The organism is Psychrobacter sp. CoH-33_TS_01 (assembly GCF_058189395.1).
Genome location: NZ_JBVGQI010000002.1, coordinates 547,075 through 568,639 on the forward strand (window position 1 = coordinate 547,075; position 21,565 = coordinate 568,639).

General features: G+C 48.5%; 14 protein-coding genes. 12 read left to right on the forward strand and 2 right to left on the reverse strand.

All coding sequences use genetic code 11. The features are described from left to right. Positions 1–44: 44 nt before the first annotated feature. The 9 genes from ACZ2XM_RS05365 (at position 45) to ACZ2XM_RS05405 (ending at position 13,509) form a co-directional block, all read left to right on the forward strand. Positions 45–1,292, forward strand: a complete 1,248-nt coding sequence (locus tag ACZ2XM_RS05365) for an FAD-dependent oxidoreductase (protein WP_490587340.1) — start codon at positions 45–47, stop codon at positions 1,290–1,292. Between the two features lie 366 nt (positions 1,293–1,658). Continuing rightward, the gene (locus ACZ2XM_RS05370) at positions 1,659–3,386 is read left to right on the forward strand and encodes an AMP-binding protein (RefSeq protein WP_490587465.1); all 1,728 of its coding nucleotides are present in this window, start codon (positions 1,659–1,661) and stop codon (positions 3,384–3,386) included. Between the two features lie 177 nt (positions 3,387–3,563). Beyond that, on the forward strand, positions 3,564–5,291 hold the full coding sequence (locus ACZ2XM_RS05375) for an AMP-binding protein (protein WP_490587466.1): 1,728 nt from the start codon (positions 3,564–3,566) through the stop codon (positions 5,289–5,291). Positions 5,292–5,662: 371 nt separating this feature from the next. Next, positions 5,663–7,273: a carboxyl transferase domain-containing protein gene (locus ACZ2XM_RS05380; RefSeq protein WP_490587341.1), complete on the forward strand. Its 1,611-nt coding sequence runs from the start codon at positions 5,663–5,665 to the stop codon at positions 7,271–7,273. 49 nt (positions 7,274–7,322) lie between these two features. Then, complete coding sequence (locus ACZ2XM_RS05385; RefSeq protein ID WP_490587342.1) at positions 7,323–8,135, forward strand: enoyl-CoA hydratase/isomerase family protein; 813 nt, start codon at positions 7,323–7,325, stop codon at positions 8,133–8,135. Positions 8,136–8,262: 127 nt separating this feature from the next. Beyond that, on the forward strand, positions 8,263–10,362 hold the full coding sequence (locus ACZ2XM_RS05390) for an acetyl/propionyl/methylcrotonyl-CoA carboxylase subunit alpha (protein ID WP_490587343.1): 2,100 nt from the start codon (positions 8,263–8,265) through the stop codon (positions 10,360–10,362). A gap of 46 nt (positions 10,363–10,408) precedes the next feature. Beyond that, positions 10,409–11,317 (forward strand): hydroxymethylglutaryl-CoA lyase, encoded by a 909-nt coding sequence (locus tag ACZ2XM_RS05395; protein ID WP_490587344.1) that lies wholly within the window; start codon positions 10,409–10,411, stop codon positions 11,315–11,317. Between the two features lie 301 nt (positions 11,318–11,618). Further along, on the forward strand, positions 11,619–12,797 hold the full coding sequence (locus tag ACZ2XM_RS05400; protein WP_490587345.1) for an isovaleryl-CoA dehydrogenase: 1,179 nt from the start codon (positions 11,619–11,621) through the stop codon (positions 12,795–12,797). Between the two features lie 205 nt (positions 12,798–13,002). Continuing rightward, positions 13,003–13,509, forward strand: a complete 507-nt coding sequence (locus tag ACZ2XM_RS05405) for an energy transducer TonB (protein WP_490587346.1) — start codon at positions 13,003–13,005, stop codon at positions 13,507–13,509. A gap of 78 nt (positions 13,510–13,587) precedes the next feature. Here the strand turns inward: ACZ2XM_RS05405 and ACZ2XM_RS05410 are convergent, their stop codons facing one another. Together ACZ2XM_RS05410 and ACZ2XM_RS05415 are read right to left on the reverse strand one after the other, a co-directional pair. Next, positions 13,588–14,313 carry a pantothenate kinase gene (locus ACZ2XM_RS05410; RefSeq protein WP_490587347.1) on the reverse strand — a complete coding sequence of 242 codons (726 nt, stop codon included), beginning with the start codon at positions 14,311–14,313 and terminating at the stop codon, positions 13,588–13,590. Between the two features lie 87 nt (positions 14,314–14,400). Continuing rightward, positions 14,401–15,300, reverse strand: coding sequence for a biotin--[acetyl-CoA-carboxylase] ligase (locus ACZ2XM_RS05415; protein WP_490587348.1), 900 nt, complete (start codon positions 15,298–15,300; stop codon positions 14,401–14,403). 215 nt (positions 15,301–15,515) lie between these two features. Here ACZ2XM_RS05415 and ACZ2XM_RS05420 point away from each other — a divergent pair, with 215 nt between their 5' ends. From ACZ2XM_RS05420 to ACZ2XM_RS05430, 3 genes are all read left to right on the forward strand, one after another. Then, positions 15,516–16,331: a sulfite exporter TauE/SafE family protein gene (locus ACZ2XM_RS05420; protein ID WP_490587349.1), complete on the forward strand. Its 816-nt coding sequence runs from the start codon at positions 15,516–15,518 to the stop codon at positions 16,329–16,331. A 261-nt stretch (positions 16,332–16,592) separates the two neighbouring features. Continuing rightward, complete coding sequence (locus tag ACZ2XM_RS05425) at positions 16,593–20,369, forward strand: AAA family ATPase (RefSeq protein ID WP_490587350.1); 3,777 nt, start codon at positions 16,593–16,595, stop codon at positions 20,367–20,369. A 134-nt stretch (positions 20,370–20,503) separates the two neighbouring features. Next, positions 20,504–21,529, forward strand: coding sequence for a cell division protein ZipA C-terminal FtsZ-binding domain-containing protein (locus tag ACZ2XM_RS05430; RefSeq protein ID WP_490587351.1), 1,026 nt, complete (start codon positions 20,504–20,506; stop codon positions 21,527–21,529). The last annotated feature ends 36 nt before the right edge of the window (positions 21,530–21,565 follow it).

Sequence of the window (21,565 nt, forward strand, 5' to 3'; positions counted from 1 at the left end):
TAGTAAATAACCTATTAAAAACTTAGTATTAACAAGGATTCTATATGCACAGCGAAACCAATCTAAGCGTCGGCGATACGGCAGAACCTGCAACTTCTACTTCGACTACTAACAACGGCATCGTTATCATCGGCGCCGGTCTAGCCGGGTGGGGTGTCATCGATGCTATTCGCGCTAAAGATAAAGACATTGCTATTACGCTAATCACGAGCGATAACGGTGACCGCTATCATAAGCCCATGCTTACTATGGCGATCAGTCAAAATAAAACCCCAGCAGATTTAGTCCGCGCTACTGGCGCTGATGCAGCGGCTACCGCGAATGTGACCTTAATGGCGCAGGCTCGCGTAACGAATATTAATGCGGCCGATAAACAGGTGACAGTCGCTGCGTGTGATGACAGCTTATGGGAAAAGACTATCAGCTATGACAGCCTAGTATTGGCCATGGGCGCGCATCCCGCTTTCCCTAAAAGCTTACCGGAAGAAGTCGTCTGGCACGTGAATCATATCGAGCGTTTCGGTCAATTGCAGGCGGAGCTGTCCCAAGGGCCACAAAAGATAGCTATCGTTGGGGCGGGTATGGTCGGTACTGAAATCGCCGAAGATCTGCTTAAGGCTGGCCATGAGATTACCTTGATTGACCTCAATGACGCGCCACTCGCGCAATTATTGCCTACCCAAGCGACGACCCGTATCCGTGAGGCCATTCGCTCGCAAGGGATTCAATTCTTAGGCGGTTGTAAAGTGGATACCGTGACCCCGCTCGATAATGGTCAATATGAGGTCAGCTATTCGCCGTTAGAGACCCAACAAGCTGCAGACTCAGATAGTGCTGATGCTAAAAGTGGAAAATTTGTGGTCGACCATGTGATAGCCAGTACCGGGCTATTGGTCGATGCTAAATTGCCAGAATCGGCGGGTATTAACTTTGACCGTCGTAGCGGCATCGTCGTTGATGAGCAGACTTTGCAGACTAGCCAAGCCGATGTTTACGCGATTGGTGATTGTATGTCGATTGGTGGCGTACCTTGTCGTTATGTGGCCCCACTAAGAGCACAGGCGGCGACGATTGCGGATGCCATTTTAGGTCATGAGCACGCAGGTTATAGCCATAAGCCCCCGATGATTCGCCTAAAAAATAAAGCTATTTCTGTGATGGTGACAGGCGTGCCCGATGCCTGTGCTAATTGGCAGAGTGTGACGGAGACGGCAGATGAGTTGGTCATGGAGCAGCACGATAGCGCTGGGGCAGTAGCTGCCACAGTGACGGTAAAGTCGCCGCTAGCGTAAAACAGCCAAGATCTATTAAATTCAGCAATGGCTGGTAACTTCTTATTGCGCTTTAGCGTAGGGCTAAACTCTCAATATTATGGCAAGGAAGCCAAAGGATTGATGAGCCATTGTTTCCATTATTTATTTTAGCGATACGATTCGTATCACTATTATTGACACAACCATTTTTGAACAGGTATAGTAGGGCTATCTAGGATTGATAATGAGCATGGCAGCGAGCAGGCGTGAGGGCTACGGAATAAGGTAAATTGCCTTATTCGCTTAGCACTTTTAATGACTGCCGTAGTGCTATGACGCCATCAAACAACGAAAGGATTCGTTATGAACGACAGCAGTACTAAAATAAACGACACTGTTTTAAATATGAGCCAAGTGGCTCGCGTCGATATGGGCGCAAAATCTGCTAATGCCCCCCTAAAAACAAGCCATGATAAAGGCCCTGAAGTCCCGTTAATAGAAGCGACAATCGGTGATTTTTTTGATGCCGTGGTGGCTGAGCATCCGAATCGCGAAGCTTTAGTCGTCTGTCATCAAGGCATTCGTTGGACCTATACCGAGTTGCAAAGTAAGGTCAATCAATTGGCCAGCGCCATGATTGAGATGGGTATGGAGATTGGCGATCGTATTGGTATTTGGTCGCACAATAATGCCGAGTGGCTATTGATGCAATTGGCCACAGCGAAAGTAGGCGTGATTTTAGTCAATATTAATCCCGCCTACCGCAGTTTTGAGCTGCAATATGCCCTGAATAAGCTGGGCTGCTCCGCGCTAGTTCTCATGCGCCATTTCAAATCCAGTGATTATGCCCAGCTCATCCGCGAGCTCTGTCCTGAAATCTACCACAAAGATTATAAGCAATTAGACTTGGTCGAAATTCCTACGGTCGAGCGTATCATTTGGATTGATGAGCCGGATAAGGAAGAAGACTTTGGCTTTATGCAGAAGTTCTCCGCATGGATGGCAGAAGGCGATGCCAACGATCCGCGCGTAGCAGAACGCCAAGCGCAACTCAAAAATACCGATGCCATTAACGTCCAATTTACCAGTGGCACGACCGGTACGCCGAAAGGCGCGACGCTGACCCATCGTAATATTCTGAATAATGGTTACTTCATCGGTGAGGCTATGACCTTGACCCATGAGGATCGCCTGTGTATTCCTGTACCGCTTTATCACTGCTTTGGTATGGTGTTGGGCAACCTCGCTATCTTGACCCATGGTGGCTGTATCATTTATCCCAACGATGGTTTTGAGCCGCTAAGCGTGTTAGAAGCGGTAGAAAAAGAACGCTGTACCGGTCTGCATGGCGTACCGACAATGTTTATCGCTGAGCTGGATCATCCTGACTTTGCCAACTATGACCTCTCGACGCTGCGTACTGGGATTATGGCCGGCTCAAGCTGTCCGATTGAGGTGATGCGCCGGGTCATCGATGAGATGCATATGAGCGAAGTCACGATTGCTTATGGGATGACCGAAACCAGTCCGGTATCTTGCCAGACCAATAAACATACGCCTTTAGACAAACAAGTCTCTACCGTAGGCTTAGTCCAACCGAACCTTGAAGTCAAAATTGTCGATACTGAAACGGGTGAAGTAGTGCCTATCGGGGAGACCGGCGAGCTATTGACCAAAGGCTATTCCGTGATGAAGGGCTATTGGGGCAGCCGCTTTAAGACCCGCGAGGCCATCCAAGATGGTTGGATGCATACCGGGGATTTGGCGACTATGGATGAAGACGGCTATATTCAAGTCGTGGGTCGCAGTAAAGATATGGTGATTCGCGGTGGCGAAAATATCTATCCGGTAGAGATTGAAAACTATCTGTATCGCCATCCTCATATCAGCGATGTGCAAATCGTTGGCGTACCCGATGCTCATTATGGTGAAGTATTGGCGGCCTGGATTATTCCTAAAAAAGGCGTCAGCCTCACTGAGGATGAAGTAAAGAAATTCTGCCGCGATCATATTGCCCATTATAAAGTACCCACGTATTTCCGCTTCGTCGAAGAGTACCCTATGACCATCACGGGTAAGATTCAGAAGTATAAAATCGTGGAAGCGATGAAAGAAGAATTGGGCTTAGCATAAGTTGTCTGTTGCCAACCGCGTCTGTCTTACCCTAAGGCAGACTACCGTTCACCGTTAGCCTAGCTAGAATCAACGCTTTATTAGTTTGAATAAGCGTCTAGCTATTTATAAAACAGACTTTTGCAAGGATGCCTAATGTCGGAAATTCTCTCTATCGATGGTTTAAATACAATTGAAATGCGCGCCAAGTCAGCGAATGCGCCCCTAAAAATGAGCCATGATAAAGGGCCAGTAGTGCCGCTTATTGAGACCACTATTGGTGATTTCTTCGATAGCGTGGTTGCCAAGTATCCAGAGCGTGAAGCTGTGGTATCTTGTCATCAGGGCATTCGCTGGAATTATCAGCAGCTGCAAGAGAAGGTCAATCAGCTCGCTAGCGCCATGATTGAGATGGGTTTAGAAGTGGGCGACCGGGTCGGTATTTGGTCGCACAACAATGCTGAGTGGCTGTTGGTGCAACTTGCCACAGCTAAAATCGGCGTGATACTGGTCAATATCAATCCGGCTTACCGCAGTTTTGAGCTGCAATATGCCTTAAATAAACTCGGCTGCTCGGTACTGGTACTGATGCGCCATTTTAAATCCAGTGATTATGGGCAAATTATCCAAGAAGTCTGTCCTGAGATTTACCATAAAGACTATAACGAGCTTAATTTAGTAGAGATTCCGACCGTTGAGCGCATCGTCTGGATAGATGAGCCTGAGTCTACTGGCCAAGCAGACAGCGATGCCGAGCAAGACTATAGCTTTATGCAAAGGTTTTCGGCGTGGATGGTCGAAGGTGATGCCAACGATCCGCGGGTGGCCGAACGCCAAGCATCGCTTAACCATACCGATGCGATCAACGTACAATTTACCAGTGGCACGACAGGCACGCCAAAGGGCGCTACTTTAACGCACCATAATATCTTGAATAATGGTTATTTCTTGGGGGAGGCGATGGACCTTACCCAGGATGACCGATTGTGCGTCCCACTGCCGCTATACCATTGTTTCGGCATGGTGGCGGGTAACTTAGGGGTGATTACTCATGGCTCCTGTGTGGTCTATCCAAGCCATAGCTTTGATCCTCTAGCGGTATTACAAACTGTAGAAAAAGAAAAATGTACCGGCCTGCTAGGCGTGCCGACGATGTTTATCGCCATCCTTGCACACCCTGAGTTTGAAAATTTCGATTTATCGAGTTTGCGCACTGGGATTATGGGCGGCTCCAGCTGTCCTATCGAAGTGATGCGCCAAGTCATTGATAAGATGCATATGAGTGGCGTTACCATTGCTTATGGCATGACCGAGACCAGCCCGGCATCGTGCCAGACCAACAGCCATACGCCAGTAGAGAAGCGCGTGACCACCGTCGGTATGGCGCTGCCCAATACCGAAGTGAAGATTGTTGATACCGAGACCGGTGAGGTCGTGCCGATTGGCGAGACTGGTGAAGTACTCACTTACGGTTATTGTGTGATGAAAGGCTATTGGGGCAGCCGCTTCAAGACTCGTGAGGCCATTCAAGACGGCTGGATGCATACTGGTGATTTAGCAAAGATGGACGAAGAAGGCTATCTGACCGTGGTGGGTCGCAGTAAAGATATGGTGATTCGCGGTGGTGAAAACATCTATCCGGTCGAGATTGAAAACTATCTGTATCGTCATCCCGATATCAGCGATGTGCAAGTGGTTGGTGTTCCCGATGATCATTACGGTGAAGTATTGGCCGCGTGGATTATCCCTAAAAAAGGCCTTACCCTAAGCGAAGGAGAGGTCAGAGCATTCTGCCTCAAGCACATCGCTCGCTATAAAATCCCGACCTATTTCCGCTTTGTCGAAGCCTATCCTATGACCATTACCGGTAAGATTCAAAAATATAAGATAGTCGATATTATGAAAGAAGAGCTGGGTATAGCTTAGGGGCATTATGAGTTAAACAATGTTCTTAGTAAAACAACGTTCTTAGTTATAGTCAGTCCACTCAGGATTTGGCACAGAGTCACTGGTATAAGTTTGCGCCTGCCTCAGTCATATAATGACTTCTAGCCAAGAAAATTATACCAGTGACTCGCAAAGTACCAGTTTTAAACAGGACTGACTATAAACAATGTTGCTGGCTAAAGCCTATAGAGTTAACCCAGTTACTTTAATAGCAGTTATTTTAATAGCAGTTACTTTAATAAAAGTTATATTAAGCAAAGTCATAAAATAGGGGCGATTGCACGTTTGCTAAAAAGTAGACGCTAAACCTTAATTACTAAATACGTAAGCATAATCAGAAAAGGGATGTCATGAGCGCAATTATTACCAGTAAGCTAAGTCCAAACTCCAAAGAGTTTGCAGAGAACACCGCGGCGATGCAGGCGGTAGTAGACGACTTACATGCCCACTTAAAGAAGGTCACCCAAGGCGGCTCCGAGCGCGCACGTGCCAAGCATATAGCGCGTGGCAAGTTGCTACCGCGAGCGCGTGTTGAGCAATTGCTCGATTCTGGCACGCCTTTTTTAGAAGTGGCACCGATGGCGGCTCATGATATGTACGGCACCGACGTGCCAGCCGCTGGTGTGATTGCCGGTATCGGCCGTATCAACGGTGTGGAGTGCATGATTGTCTGTAACGATGCTACGGTAAAGGGTGGTACTTACTTCCCTATGACCGTGAAAAAGCACCTGCGCGCGCAAGAGATAGCCCGCGAAAACCATTTGCCTTGTATTTACTTAGTCGATTCCGGTGGGGCTTATCTGCCCAGTCAAGATGACGTCTTTCCCGATAAAGAGCATTTTGGCCGCATCTTCTTTAACCAAGCCAACCTCAGTGCCGCTGGTATTCCACAAATCGCAGTGGTGATGGGCAGCTGTACTGCCGGTGGCGCTTATGTGCCCGCGATGAGCGATGAGTCTATTATTGTTAAAGACCAAGGCACTATCTTTTTGGGGGGGCCGCCGCTAGTGAAAGCAGCGACTGGTGAAGAGGTTAGCGCCGAAGATTTGGGCGGTGGTGATGTGCACACCCGCTTATCTGGCGTGGTGGATTATCTGGCGCAAGATGATACCCATGCGCTGTCTTTAGCACGCGATATCGTCGGTAACTTAAACCGTGACCCCAAGGTTATCCCAAATCAAATCGCACCGCGTCCGCCCAAGTATGCCGCCAAAGAATTATACGGCGTGATTCCAACCGACACCCGCAAACCGTTTGATATTCGTGAAATCATCGCTCGTATCGTCGATGCGAGTGAATTTGACGAGTTTAAAGCGCGCTTTGCTACGACCCTCATTTGCGGCTTTGCCCATATCGAGGGCATGAAGGTGGGTATTATTGCCAATAACGGTATCCTCTTTAGTGAGTCTGCGCAAAAAGCCACACACTTTATTGAGCTGTGCTGTAAGCGCAAAATTCCGCTAGTGTTCCTGCAAAATATCACCGGCTTTATGGTCGGCCGCAAGTATGAAAACGAAGGTATCGCCCGTCATGGTGCCAAGATGGTGATGGCCGTGGCCAATGCTAGCGTGCCGAAGTTTACCGTTATCGTCGGCGGTTCGTTTGGCGCGGGCAACTACGGCATGTGTGGTCGAGCTTATAGCCCAAGATTTTTATGGATGTGGCCCAATGCGCGCATCTCAGTGATGGGCGGCGAGCAAGCCTCCTCGGTATTGGCCACCGTCAAACGCGATAACTTTGAGCGTAAAGGCGAAGCTTGGAGCGCGGAAGATGAAGAGGCCTTCAAAGCGCCTATCCGTGAGCAATACGAGCAGCAAGGCCACCCTTATTACGCAACAGCTAGATTGTGGGACGATGGGGTGATTGATCCTGCCGATACCCGCCAAGTCTTAGCGCTCGGGCTGAGCGCCGCGTATAACGCACCGATTGAAGAGACCAAGTTTGGGGTCTTTAGAATGTAGGTCGGTATCATAGACACTATAAATTGATAACTAAAATAACGAGACCACTATGACTGACTTTACGGATTTTACGACGTTAGAGATTAAGGTCGTCGATTTAATTGCGACGGTAACCCTAAACCGTCCAGAAAAACGCAATGCTTTTAACGATGAAGTCATTGCAGAATTGGACCGGGCTTTTAGCACGTTAGGTCAAGACGCTGAGATTCGCGCGATTGTCTTAGCCGCGCGCGGTAAAGCTTTCTGTGCCGGCGCCGATTTGGGTTGGATGCGGGCTATGGCAGATTATAGCCGCGAAGAAAACCTAGCCGATGCGGCCAAATTAGCACAGATGCTCAAGACCATTTATGAGTGCCCAAAACCCACCGTAGCTGCGATTCAAGGTGATGTTTATGCCGGTGGTATTGGCCTTATTGCCGCCTGTGATGTGGCTATTGCGGTGAAATCTGCCAGTTTTTGCCTGAGCGAAGTACGCTTAGGGTTAGCCCCAGCCACTATCAGCCCGTATGTCATTAAAGCGATGGGTGAGCGAGCTGCGCACCGTTACTTCTTAACCGCAGAAGTCTTTGATGCCAAAGAAGCGCGCCGTATTGGTCTGATCCATGAGCGAGTCAGCGAAGAAGAGTTGGCTGATACGATCGAGCGCTTATGTAGCAAATGGCAGCGCACCAGTCCCAATGCCGTTAGAGTCTGCAAACAACTGATTCAGCGGGTGGCGGGTCAACAGATCGACCAAGCCTTAATCGATGAGACAGTCGCAGGCATCGCGGATATCAGAGCCTCGGATGAGGGCCGAGAAGGGGTGCAGTCTTTTTTACAGAAGCGCTCGCCTTCATGGCTGCCCAAATTAAAGTCTGAATGAATTAAAGTCTAAATAATGAGCTGAAATACCTTCAGCACACTGCAAAAATATTAGTAATAGCGCCAATAACCCGGCTAATGATAAGCCAAGTAATAAGGCCGCCAACCAAGCTTAAACAAGGACCGTTATGTTTTCTAAAATCTTAATTGCGAATCGTGGCGAGATTGCTTGCCGAGTAGCGGCTACTGCCAAACGTCTGGGCGTGCGTACAGTCGCCGTCTATTCGGATGCCGACCGTTATGCCAAGCACGTGAGCGTCTGCGATGAAGCTTATTATTTAGGCGGTTCTGCGCCAAAAGACAGCTATCTCAAAGGCGATGAGATTATCGCTATCGCCAAGCAAGCCGGCGCACAAGCTATCCACCCTGGTTATGGTTTTCTTAGTGAAAACGCAGGCTTTGCGCAGGCGTGTGCCGATGCCGGGATAGTATTTATTGGCCCGTCAGCCTCAGCGATTACTGCGATGGGACTAAAGTCTGAGTCTAAGCAATTAATGGAGTCAGCAGGCGTGCCTTTGATTCCCGGCTATCATGGCGATAATCAAGACCCAGAGTTTCTCCATAGCGAAGCGGATAAGATTGGCTATCCTTTATTAATCAAAGCCAGTTCAGGCGGTGGTGGTAAAGGCATGCGTTTGGTTGAGCGCAGTGAAGACTTTATCGATTTGCTCGACTCGTGCCGCCGTGAAGCCATCACCAGCTTTGGCAACGATGCGGTATTAATAGAAAAGTATGCCCTCAATCCACGACATATTGAAATTCAGGTGTTTGGTGACCATCAAGGTAACTATGTGCATCTGTTTGAGCGCGATTGCTCGGTGCAGCGCCGCCACCAAAAAGTATTAGAAGAAGCGCCCGCTCCTGCAGTCGATGAAACTATGCGGGAAGCGATGGGTACTGCGGCGATTAATGCCGCCCGCGCTGTGAATTATGTGGGGGCAGGTACGGTAGAGTTTATCGTCGAGCAGCGCCCTAATGGCGATGGCAATACCGAAATGAGCTTCTACTTCATGGAGATGAACACGCGTTTGCAGGTTGAGCACCCGGTCTCCGAAGCGATTACTGGGGTCGATTTGGTCGAGTGGCAATTGGCGGTAGCTGCTGGTGCGCCATTACCAAAGTCGCAAGATGAGCTGGTGATTAATGGCCATGCTATCGAAGCCCGCATTTGTGCCGAAAACCCAGACAATGATTTCTTACCCGCGACCGGTACGCTATTTACCTATCGCAAGCCTGAGCACAGCAGCTTTCGCATCGACGGCGTACGTATTGACGACGGTATCAACGAAGGCGATGTCATCAGTCCTTTTTATGACTCGATGATTGCCAAACTGATCGTGCATGCGCCTACGCGTGAACAAGCGCTGGCCAAGCTCGATCAAGCTTTAGCGCAGACCCGCATTGTGGGCTTGCCAAATAACGTCGCTTTCTTACGCCATATTTTAGCCACGGATTCTTTCAGTCAAGCCAAGCTGGATACGGCATTAATTGAGCGTGAAAAAGAGGTTTTATTCGATCAGCAGCCGCTTGAGCTATCGACCCTAGCGGCGGTGGCTATTATTAATAAACTGACCCAAGAGCAAACCTGCCTTGCTAGCCATTCCACTGACCCTTTTGCTCAGCTCAATGGCTGGCGCGCTTACAGTGCTTATGAGCGTACATTCACGCTGGAGTATGCTGACCAGCGTTATATCGCCACGGTGGTAGAGTGGCAAGGCAGCCAAGCGAATAGTGGCTTTAAATTGTCACTGCAACCGGTAACGGCTGGCGATGGCGCTGACTTACAGACTGAGCAGCAGCAACTGGATAGCGCAAATACTATTTTCTCAGGTCAAATTGACTATAGCAGTACCGATGCAGAATCGCATACCTTGTGGGTAGACGGTCAGCGGGTGCCTGCACAAAGTTGGGTGAATAACGAGGTCGTGCATGTCTTTACCGAAGACGGCAGTGATCAAATCACCCTAATTGATATCATGGCGCACGTGGGTCAAGAGAGCGAAGCCGTAGGCAGCTTAAAGTCGCCCATGCCTGGTCAGGTCGTGGCCTTTAGAGTGGCTGCTGGCGATAAGGTGAAAAAAGGCCAAGCCTTAGCAGTCATCGAAGCCATGAAGATTGAGCATACGATCAATGCGCCCGCTGATGGTACTGTCGCTGAATTATTATTCGCGCCTGGCGATTTGGTCGCGGATGGTGATGAATTACTGCGCCTAGACACTGATGAATAGCTGCTAACGAATAGACACTGAAGTAAACACTTAAGAGTGAAACCCTATGAGTTATCCCGACAATGTATTAATTGTAGACGTCAGCCCTCGCGACGGCCTACAAAACGAAAAGCAAAACGTGCCGACTGATATCAAACGTGAGCTGATTGCGGGTTTGATTGATGCCGGGGTCAAAAAGCTAGAGATTACCAGCTTCGTTTCCCCAAAATGGGTGCCCCAGATGGGCGATAATGCTGCCTTGATGCAAGCCCTAAACGATGCCAAGCGTCATAGCGACGTGTGCTATTCGGTGCTGGTGCCAAACATGCGCGGCTTTGAAAGTGCAGTCGCTTATTCACCCGATGAGGTAGTGATCTTTGGTTCAGCCAGCGAAGCCTTTAGCCAAAAGAATATCAACTGCAGTATCGATGAAAGCATCGATCGTTTTGCCCCAGTCGCAGCCGCTGCCAAAGCTGCTGGCATCAAAGTCCGCGGTGTCATCTCCTGTACCGTAGGTTGTCCTTACGAGGGGGAGATCTCGCCAGATAAAGTGGCTTATGTCACCAAGCGTTTGGTCGATATCGGCGCTGAACACATTGGCATTGCCGATACTATCGGCGTGGGCACCCCGATCAAAGTACAGAATGCCCTTAAAGCCGCCTTCGACTATATTGATATTGCGGATATATCGGGGCATTTCCATGATACTTATGGGCAAGCTGTCGCCAATACTTTAGCAGCGCTTGAGCTAGGTATCCGTCAGTTCGATACTTCTACGGCCGGTCTAGGCGGGTGTCCCTATGCCAAAGGTGCGACCGGTAACGTGGCCACCGAAGATGTGGTCTATATGCTGCATGGTATGGGCATTCATACCGGTATTGATTTAGATAAATTAAGCTTGGTTGGTCAACGAATTAGTGATCATTTAGGCCGAAAAAATGGCTCAAAAGTTGCTACGGCGCTGCTCAATCGCTAAAGCATTAACTGGCTAGCGCCACTGAATTATCAACCTATTTAAATGGTTAGGATTCTTCAAGATTGGTGATCTCTATTAGCTATCAATCTGAGCTGTTTTTTATTATCGTCAAGTAAAGTTAAATTCGAATCGTAATGGGTCGCACTGTATCTTTCTTAGATTGAACTGTCTGTACCCTAGCACTTATCGTTGATAGTATTTGTTTGACCTTTTATTTCCAAAGTTTTCACTTTAACGACCCTCACTTTTATTTTAACCCCTTAACTTATTACCAAAGTTAGCCCATAGAAAAGGATATTTTATGTCGACCCTCGGATTAGATTTTCAATTAGGCGAAGATATCGCCGCCCTTCGTGATAGCGTCAAAAGCTTTGCGGATGCTGAGATTGCCCCACGCGCTAGCGAGATAGATAGCGGTGATGCTTTCCCTATGGATTTATGGCAAAAGATGGGTGACTTAGGCTTACACGGCATCACCGTCTCTGAAGAGTATGGCGGCGTTGATATGGGCTATGTGGCACATATGGTGGCGTTAGAAGAGATTAGCCGCGCTTCTGCTTCAGTCGCGTTAAGCTACGGCGCGCATTCTAACCTGTGTATTAACCAGCTCAAACGCAATGGTAATGAAGACCAAAAACAAAAATACCTGCCTAAGCTAATCAGCGGTGAGTCTATCGGAGCACTCGCCATGAGTGAGCCGGGCGCAGGGTCTGACGTCACCAGTATGTCACTGCGCGCTGTAGAAAAAGATGGCGGCTATGTGCTCAATGGCACCAAAATGTGGATTACCAACGGCCCTGATGCGGATGTCATGGTGGTCTATGCCAAGACCAACCCAGAGTTGGGCGCGAAAGGCATCACCGCATTTATCGTTGAGAAGGGGATGGAAGGTTTCGGTACCGCGCAAAAGCTCGATAAGCTCGGCATGCGCGGTAGTAACACCGGTGAGATGACCTTTAAAAACGTCTTAGTGCCTAGTGAAAATGTCCTAGGTGGCGTGAACAATGGGGTCAGAGTCCTGATGAGTGGTCTCGATTATGAGCGTGCTGTGCTAGCAGCAGGTCCGGTTGGGATTATGCAAGCGGTCATGGACAACGTCATCCCTTATATCCATGATCGTAAGCAGTTTGGTCAGTCTATCGGTGAGTTTCAGCTGATCCAGGGTAAGGTCGCGGATATGTATACCATTTTGCAAGCCGCCCGCAGCTTCCTATACACCGTCGGCAAAAACCTGGACGCCCTCGGTGATGGCGATGGCCGCCAAGTGCGTAAAGACTGCGCCAGTGTCATCCTTTGGTGTGCGGAAAAAGCCACTTGGATGGCCGGTGAGGGCATTCAAATCTTTGGTGGTAATGGCTACACCAACGAATACCCACTAGGCCGCTTATGGCGTGATGCCAAGCTCTATGAGATTGGTGCTGGTACGAGTGAAATTCGCCGCATGCTGATCGGTCGTGAATTGTTTAATGAGACCAAATAGCGGTATTACATTTAAATAGCACAAGATAAATTAGACAGACTTTGGTTTAATTGACTTAACCAATCCGGTATCAGTTTGCGAATAAGCGGTTGTAATAGCCTTGTTTGCTGATTATATTGACAGCTATATTAAATAAAAATAACGGTGGCAGCATAAGTTGTCACCGTTTTTTTATCGCTAAAATAACCAAGAGGAATCTCGAAAGATGATGACCCCAATGCCACCACGCAAACCCAGTAAAAATCTTCTGGTTAGTCTTACGCTATTGTTGGCCGCTATGATGTTGCATACGCCAGCTCAGGCTGAGCTTATTGATTTGTCTGCTCAGGATAATACTACTGAAAGTATCTCTGAAAGTGGCCTTGAAAGCAGCTCTGAAACGTTCAGTATCCGAGATGCTTACTGGGTAAAAAAACCGAATATGAGTCGGGTAGCTCGTTATAGCCCTAGTAATGCTTTTGGCTGTGTTTACGATGAAGAGCAAGGCTATATTGAGCCCTGTAAAACCGATAAGTTGGCGATGTTATTTAAGCTACGAGTCGATAAAGAGGGCAGCATAGTCCAGATAGACGTGGTCGAAAGCAGCGGGATAGCACGGTTAGATAAGGCCTTTATGCAAGCTATAAAGCCTGCGCAATTAAAGCCTTTTATGAAACAGGGTCAGCCAGTGATAGGTATTGTCTTATTGCCTGTAGTTTATGCCAAACCTTAGCTAGACCAGAAGCTTAAGGGTTAGGTTTAAAGGAGAGCTGCCGATTTTGTGACTCAATAAGTAGCAGGATTGCTAGCGTTAATAATCATGAAAGAACCGACCCAATCCCTCTAATAATAAATCGTCGCGGATATATACTGAGCGATTAATATGTTGAGCAATAATGGGTGCGTCGCCCCCGGTAAATATCAGCTCGAAGTTGGGATAACGATGGCTAATCTCGTTAATAGCGCCGACGATGGACAGTAAGATACCTCGGTGGACGGCATCTTGGGTGCGTAAACCTGGTGAGATACTGTCAAATACGCCATTCGAGATGGTAATTTGCTTAGTACCCGAAAATAAGGATTCGCGCTGCAAATAAATACTGGGAAAGATATAGCCGCCCATATGCTCGGCATGATCAATCAAATCGATGGTGACCGCGGTACCACAGCCAATGACACACTGGCGTTTTTTACGGTCGACGATGCCCAGCATTTGCAGCCAACGGTCGACCCCCAATTGGTTCGCATCGTAATTACTGCGCATTAATTTATGCTCAGCATCGACATGGACAAACTCAAAGGCGATGCCTAAGTGACTCAAAGTTTCCGCAACCGAGGCATTAATCTGCTCGCCTAAAACGGAGGAAATGCCAATAAACTCAGGGGCTAAGCGCTCAATACGATCCGTCAGTCCCATTAATAGTTCGGCTGGTGCTTGCAAATGTTGCCGCGCCTGATGCGTGACAAGTTGCCCAACCTCATCGGTCAGCCAGTATTTAAGGCGCGTATTGCCAAGATCCAGCCAAAGATTCGACATAAAAATAGGGTCCTTGGGGTAGGGTATTTGTTTGGTCTAGCGTGCTATGGGGGTCAGGCTATATGAGCGACAGACAACCTATCCCAACTATACGGGGTTGCTCAGCACATCAATACGGCCAGTAAAAAGCGACATTAGCGTAGCGTCATCAAGGCGCAATTGCAAACATCCATGCGGACTTATCCCACTAGCTACACCTGATAGTGTCTCTTCAACCTCTTGTATTTGCCGATGCACCTGCAAGTGTCTACCTGCCAAAGCATCAACTTGCGCAAATAACTGCACAAAGTCATCGACGCGACTTGGTGTGTTACGCATCTGTTCAAAGCGTGTGTAAGCATTAATCAAAGCTTGTGCCACTTCACCATACAGTTGAGGTAAGGCTAACGCTTGTGCTTGATTTGCTGATTTATCTTCCCATAAGTCCGCAAGACTAATCGCACGATAGCTCATGCCTTCTAAGGTTTCAGTGGTCAATAAAGGCGTGGCTAAAATGTTAATGCCAACGCCAATCACGCAGCCGATGAGCTTGCCATGTTGCCATATCGGTTCGATTAAAATACCGGCCAGCTTGTTAAATAGTAGCTTGTTAGCGGTTGCTTTATCTGCAGCTAGCGGGTTATCAGTAGGGTCATAAAACCCTAAATCATTCGCCCATTTGACCCCAATAGTAGGCTTACCTTGGGCAAAAAGCTGAGTATTAAGCTGCTGAATCACCGGCATCATCGCCAGCTCAAACCCGACTATTAAAGAGAATAAACCGGTAATGGGTTGCGTCATCGGCAAATATAGAGACAGATAAATATTGCCCTTTGGCGATTGCCAACTGCGGCCATGCTGACCACGGCCCCCACTTTGACGGTCTGCCGTTAATAAGTGTGGGCGAGTAGCATCGAGATGAGCGTCTTTAATTTCAGCGATCAATTGACTGTTGGTGGATAGGGAATCGCTTTGGTGGCGGTGATTTAGATTAGAGAGTAGGGGCATCAGGCGGCTGCTAAATAAGAATGGTGAATTGAAGCGTAAAGGCTTTGCTAAAGGGTCTGTTATACTGAGCGCTAGCTAAATTAGTGCCATTTAGCGGACGGTGTTTACATAATTAAGTGTAGCAGTTTACGGTTGTATTTCGTTAATTTTAACTGAGCGGTGGCCGAATAGACAGGTTAGACTGCTGTAATTCTTATTGATAAAGGTGTAGTGCGATGGCGATGGTGGTGTGGTTTTTAGTAGCGGGTGCGTTTGCGGGAGTCTGTGCTGGTCTGTTTGGTGTTGGCGGTGGCATGATTATCGTCCCAGCTTTGATTTGGCTATTCACCGCATTTGGCTACTCCCCTGATGTCGTGGCGCATTTAGCCGTTGGGACGTCGTTAGCCACGATAATTGTCACTTCTATCAGTTCGCTGACTGCGCATAATAAGCGCGGCGGGGTACGGTGGGAGGTTTGGAAGCGGATGGCAGGCGGATTAGTCGTCGGCAGTCTATTAGGAGCGGCAGTGGCCGATCAAATTAACGGCAATACTTTGCAGGCTTTAATTGGGGCCGGTGCGCTACTCATTGCCTTCAAAATGCTCTTTATGTCGAATAAAGAACAGCTGGGTAAGCCCTTACCATCGACACCCGTTCAGGTAGGAGCAGGGACGGGTATTGGCTTGGCTTCCTCCATCTTTGGGATTGGTGGCGGTAGTTTGACCGTGCCGTTTCTCACTTGGGCAGGGTTGCCGATGCGCCAAGCGGTTGGCACTTCTGCGGCTTGCGGTCTACCTATCGCTTTAGCAGGGGCTATCGGCTTTGCTTGGTTCGGTCAAGACGTGGCAAATTTACCAGAAGGCACGTTTGGTTTTGTTCACATCGTCGGTTTTTTCGTCATCTCTTTTGCTAGCTTTATTATGGCGAAGCTGGGCGCAAAATGGGCGCATCAATTGCCCGCTGCTACGCTAAAGAAAGCATTTGGGGTCTTACTGGTATTTGCTGGGGGTCAGCTATTGTGGTCGGGGCTTCAGGGCATGGGGGTGATTTAGACTGGCGTGCTTATACAATCTCCTAGATATAAGATGAGTTGTTTAAAATGTTTAACCAAAGTCTGCAATCCAAATCATTTATGCATATATAGATATAATGGGAAGCTGAGCAATTCTGCTGAGTTTCTCGATAAAGTTAATCTATAAACTCAGCAGAATTACTTACATTAGCAATCTAGGATGAACTCACAAACCTACTCAGTTTTCAGGTAAAATACGCCGCTTTAAGCTAGCAACTTCACCTTATACTATGCGGCCTTCATGCGTTTAAAATCTCTCAAGCTGGCAGGCTTTAAATCCTTTGCCAATCCGACTACCTTTACCTTCCGCCATGGCATCACCGCTATCGTCGGACCGAACGGCTGTGGCAAATCCAATGTCATCGATGCCATTCGGTGGGTACTGGGGGAGTCGTCTGCCAAGCAGCTGCGTGGTGGCGCGATGAGCGATGTCATTTTTGCGGGGACCGATAGTAAAGCCGCCAAGAGTGTGGCGAGTGTTGAGCTGACGATTGAGCATACTCAAGATGAAGCCACAGGCATTCGCCACGAATTAAACCTCTATCAAGAGCTATCGATTCGCAGGCAGGTGAATATAGACGGCAAGTCTGACTATTTTATTAATGGCACGCGTTGCCGTCGCCGTGATGTTATCGATGTCTTTTTAGGCACGGGTCTTGGCTCTCGCAGTTATGCCGTGATTGAGCAGGGCATGATTGGGCGTATTGTTGATTCGAGCCCGCTACAGTTGCGCGAGTTTATCGAAGAGGCGGCAGGGGTCTCTCGCTATCAAGCCCGCCGTGAAGAGACGCAAAAGAAGCTGATCACTACCGCTGATAACTTAGCACGGCTAGATGATATGCGCAGTGAGTTGGCGCGTCAGCAAAAGACTTTAGCTCGGCAGGCCGCCAGTGCGCAGGCTTATCAAGGTTTAAAAGACGAGCTCAGTGACGTGCAGCAAAAGCTTGCGATAGCGCAATTGACTGAAGCTAAACTACAAGAGCTCAAGCATAAAGCCGAGCAGCAGCAAGTTAATAAACAAGTTGAAGCCTCGACAGCGACTATTAATACACTCAAAGAGAAGCTAGCCAAGTTAGAGGCGCGCATGGCTGAAGCGCAATGGCTAAAAGACGATGCGCAAGACCGCTATCATCAACATGAATTGGCCCGTCAGCAAGCCAATCATCAATTGAGCACCCTGCAAGAAAAGCTGACCCAGAGCGATCGCCGGATTCATGGCTTGCAAGGGCAGCTTGAGCGTAGTGATGCTGAGTTGGCCGAGTTAGCGCAGCAGTATAGCGAGCAGAATGCCCGTTTAGAGGCATTAGCGCCAACCATCATAGCGTTAGAGAGCAAGCTCGCCGAGCAGCAAGCCAGTCAAGCACCGTTAGAGGCGGCTTGGCAAACGCTACAACAGCAAATCAATGATATACAGTCGCAAATACGTCAGCAGGAGCAGCAGCAAGCCCTCCAAGCGCAAGCCCAGCAGCAGCTCAACACTCAGTTAGAGAAATGGCAGCGCCAAGAGAGTAAGTGGCAGCAGCACTTTGCTGAGTTGTCTGGTGTGAACTCCGTAAATAATGAGTCGGTAGCTGCTAATGCAGAATCAACAATTAGCCTAGGCGAACAGCTTAAGCAAATTCGCGCCACGCTAATCAGTCTTGGTCGTCAGCACGAGGACTTAGAAGAGCGTCTGGCCAGTGCGCAACCTAAATTGGATGAGCTGGCCCAAACACTGCAGCAAAAGCAGCAAACGCAGCAAACTTTAGAGAAGCGCCACGCTAGCTTGTCGGGTGAATACGATAGCTTGCACCGGATACTGCATCCTCCCAAGCAAACGCTAAGTTCAAATAGCGCGGTTAAGTCAGAAAACTCTCTATCCAAGTCTGACAATCTTGAGCAATTAGCTAATTTACCTAAGTTAAGCGAAAAAATTGAACTTACCCAAGCAGGTAAGGCCCACGCCGATGTCTTAGATTATTGGCTGACGCTATGGTTAGACAGTGCACTGGTAGAGAATCCGCTAGTAGAAAGTGCCTCGCCAGAGTTCGCCGCCACGTTAGCTGCCCTATATGCACAAGCGTTTGACGCAGCTCAACAAGTATCAGCAGCGACCAATAGCTTATTATTTGCGGCAGATTCGAGTTCTTCCGCTACCGCACCCTTGGTAGATGTTGCTAATGCCACGCCATTAAGCCAATTAATTAGCCAGCCGAAGCTAGCGATTTGGCAGCAATGTTATTTACTTACGAGTGCTATAACAACAACGTCTGTGCAAGACGAGTCCTCTATGCTACGTGAGACCCTCGCGCAGTTGCCCAAAGGGGCTTTATTACTCACACCATCGGGCTGGTTGGTAAGTCATGCCGGTACGCTACATCTGTCTAAGCTGACGGGCAAAGGTAATGGGTCGAATAATGCGCAGTTTTTAGCACAGCGATTGCAGCAGCAAGACCGACTGGCCGAACTAGAAGACTCGCTAAGTGAAGTAGAAGACACCTTAGATAGTCTAAATCGTGAGATTAAAACCTTACAGTCGCAGCATGATGAATTGGCGGTCACGGTGCAAGAGTTCAATGCGCAAGCCAAAGCCTTGACGCACAGCGAACATAGCGAACAGCAACGCCTAACCACTTTGCAAGCTCAGCACGAGCGCCAACAAGCCGAGCGAGCACGACTGCAGGCTGAGCGTGAGACCTTAGATAGTGAGCAGCAAGAGCTTAAGCAAACGCAGGCGGACTTAAAGGCGCAAGCGGCAGCCATTGCTGAGCAATTAGCTAGACTACAGCCGCAATTTAGCGAGCTACAAAGTGAGCGCGACCGTCTTGCTAGCGAGCGTGAGCAGCATCAACAAGTCCTGCAAGCTGACCGCGAGTCGCTACAAAATTTATGGTTTGAGATAAAAGAAGCGACGTTAGCCGCTACTAATGCCGACACGCAGCGCACTAAGCTAGCTACGCAGCAAGAGCATTTGCGCAACTCGCTACAAGCAGCTGAGCGGCAATTAGAGCGGGATCAAGTGAAGTTGCCTGAGCTACAAGCGGCGCAGAAATCAGCCGATAGCGTAAGCCATGAGCAGCAAATCGCCTTAGAAGAGTATAAAGCCAGTTTGGCAACACTAAGGTCGCAGCATACGGATGAGCACCAACAGCTTGAAGCGCTACAAAGTACGCTGCAGCAGCAACAGGCAATGCTTGCTGAACATATGACCCAAGTGGCGATTTATGCTGAACGTATTAAAGAGGCTAGCGAGCGTCTACTAGCGACAGGCTCAGCGGTCAGCCCATCGACCATCTTAACTGAACTTATCGCTTACGGCAGTCATAGCTCACGCACCAGTAAGCAAGCAGACAATCAAGCCGAGCTACAAAAGCGCGAAGCCGAACTTACCCGCAGGCTGTCGACGATGGGCGCGGTCAACTTAGCGGCAGCAGCAGAATTGGTAGAAGTAGAGTCACGGTTACTACCCTTAGAGCAGCAGATTGGTGATATTACCGCCAGTATGGATACGTTGACCGATGCTATTGCTACGATTGATACCAAGACTAAGGCTTTATTTAACCAGACCTTAGAAGCGGTTAACCGCGACCTAGCGAGCTTATTTGCCAAAGTCTTTGGCGGGGGGCAAGCTATGCTCAGCCTACAAGACGATGACAGCCTAGCCAAAGCGGATAAATGGCGCGCTGGTATTGAGCTGATGGCACAGCCCAAAGGTAAGAAGAACAGCCGCTTGGCCGTATTGTCTGGGGGAGAGAAAACCCTCACCGCGCTTAGCTTAATCTTCGCTATCTTTAAGCAGCACCCCGCGCCATTCTGTGTGCTCGATGAAGTCGATGCTCCACTTGATGATGCCAACGTGAAGCGCTTTACCGGGCTGATTCATGAGCTGGCCGATGATGTCCAATTTATCTTTATTAGCCACAATAAACTCGCTATGCAAATCGCCGATGAGCTTAAGGGTATTACCATGCCGCAAGCTGGCGTATCCACCTTAGTCAGTGTTAGTTTAGAAGAAGCTGAGCAATATATTGACGTTTAGCTAGAATAGTTTTACCTTTAGCATTTTTTGCAGTCGTGATGACGATACCTGTCAGTCATGTTAGACTATTGCCAACTCCACGACCTTTTATTTTCCAACTTATATTGCCTCAGGCGCTAGGATGTAACGAAACCATGACCACGATTCAGTTTATTTTGATTGTCATTGCTGCACTGATTATTTTAGCAGGGTTATTTATGGTCGTCCGAAGTCTCAAGCGTCAGCACAGTGGTACCGCCGCTCGTGAGGTCGAGTATGACAAGAATGGCATTCCTATTATTCCTCGTCATGAGCGTAACTTAGTCGATGAGCCTGACCTAGCTGACACCATCGCTGGCGAGACTACGATCGCCCCTGATCGCAGTCATCTTAATGCGGTGATGGAAGAAGACAGCGCGCAGGAACACTATACTGAGACGACTTATCAACCAGAGCAGGGCGCGTATCATTCTTATGAGGAGCCTAGTAGCCCTGAGTATAACGATTGGCAAACTGAGCAGCGCCGTGATGATGACACTGAGTTCAGTCATATTGCTAGTGAATTGGATGGCGAGCCTGCTGCTGAGCGCGATGCTTTCTCAACGTTGGTCTCAGCGACTGAAAATCTAATGCCAGTGATTGATACCGCTGAAGAGCCTAGCTTTACGGATAATAGCCCTGTACTGGACAAGCATTTATTAGCAGCCGCTGACCAAGATCAAAATAGCCCGCTGAATAACGCTACTGATAACATCAACATCACTTTATTACCGCGTGAAAATATCGACCAGCCTCCTTCCGTGATTATCCGTGGCGAGCAGCTGCTAAAAATCGTCGATAAATATGGTCTTAAATACGGTGCTATGAACATGTTCCACCGTTATGAGAATAAAGACGGTACCGGTATTCTTTGGTTCAGCATGATGGGTATTACTCACGATGGCATTGCACCTTTTGATCTCAATACTATGCCACAGACGGGCTTTAGTGGTCTGGTGATGTTCTTATCATTACCGCATCCAAAGGCTTTGCAAGGCTTTGATAGCATGATGAGTATTGCAGGTCTGGTCTCGCGCGAAATCAATGCTGTCGTAATGGATGAAAATAACCAACCTATTACCCAAGATTTAAAAGCCCGTTTACGTACCGAAGTCCAAGAGTACCGTGCGCCTTCACGTTAATTGACTTTTTCTCTCTATTTAAACTTATTCGCAATA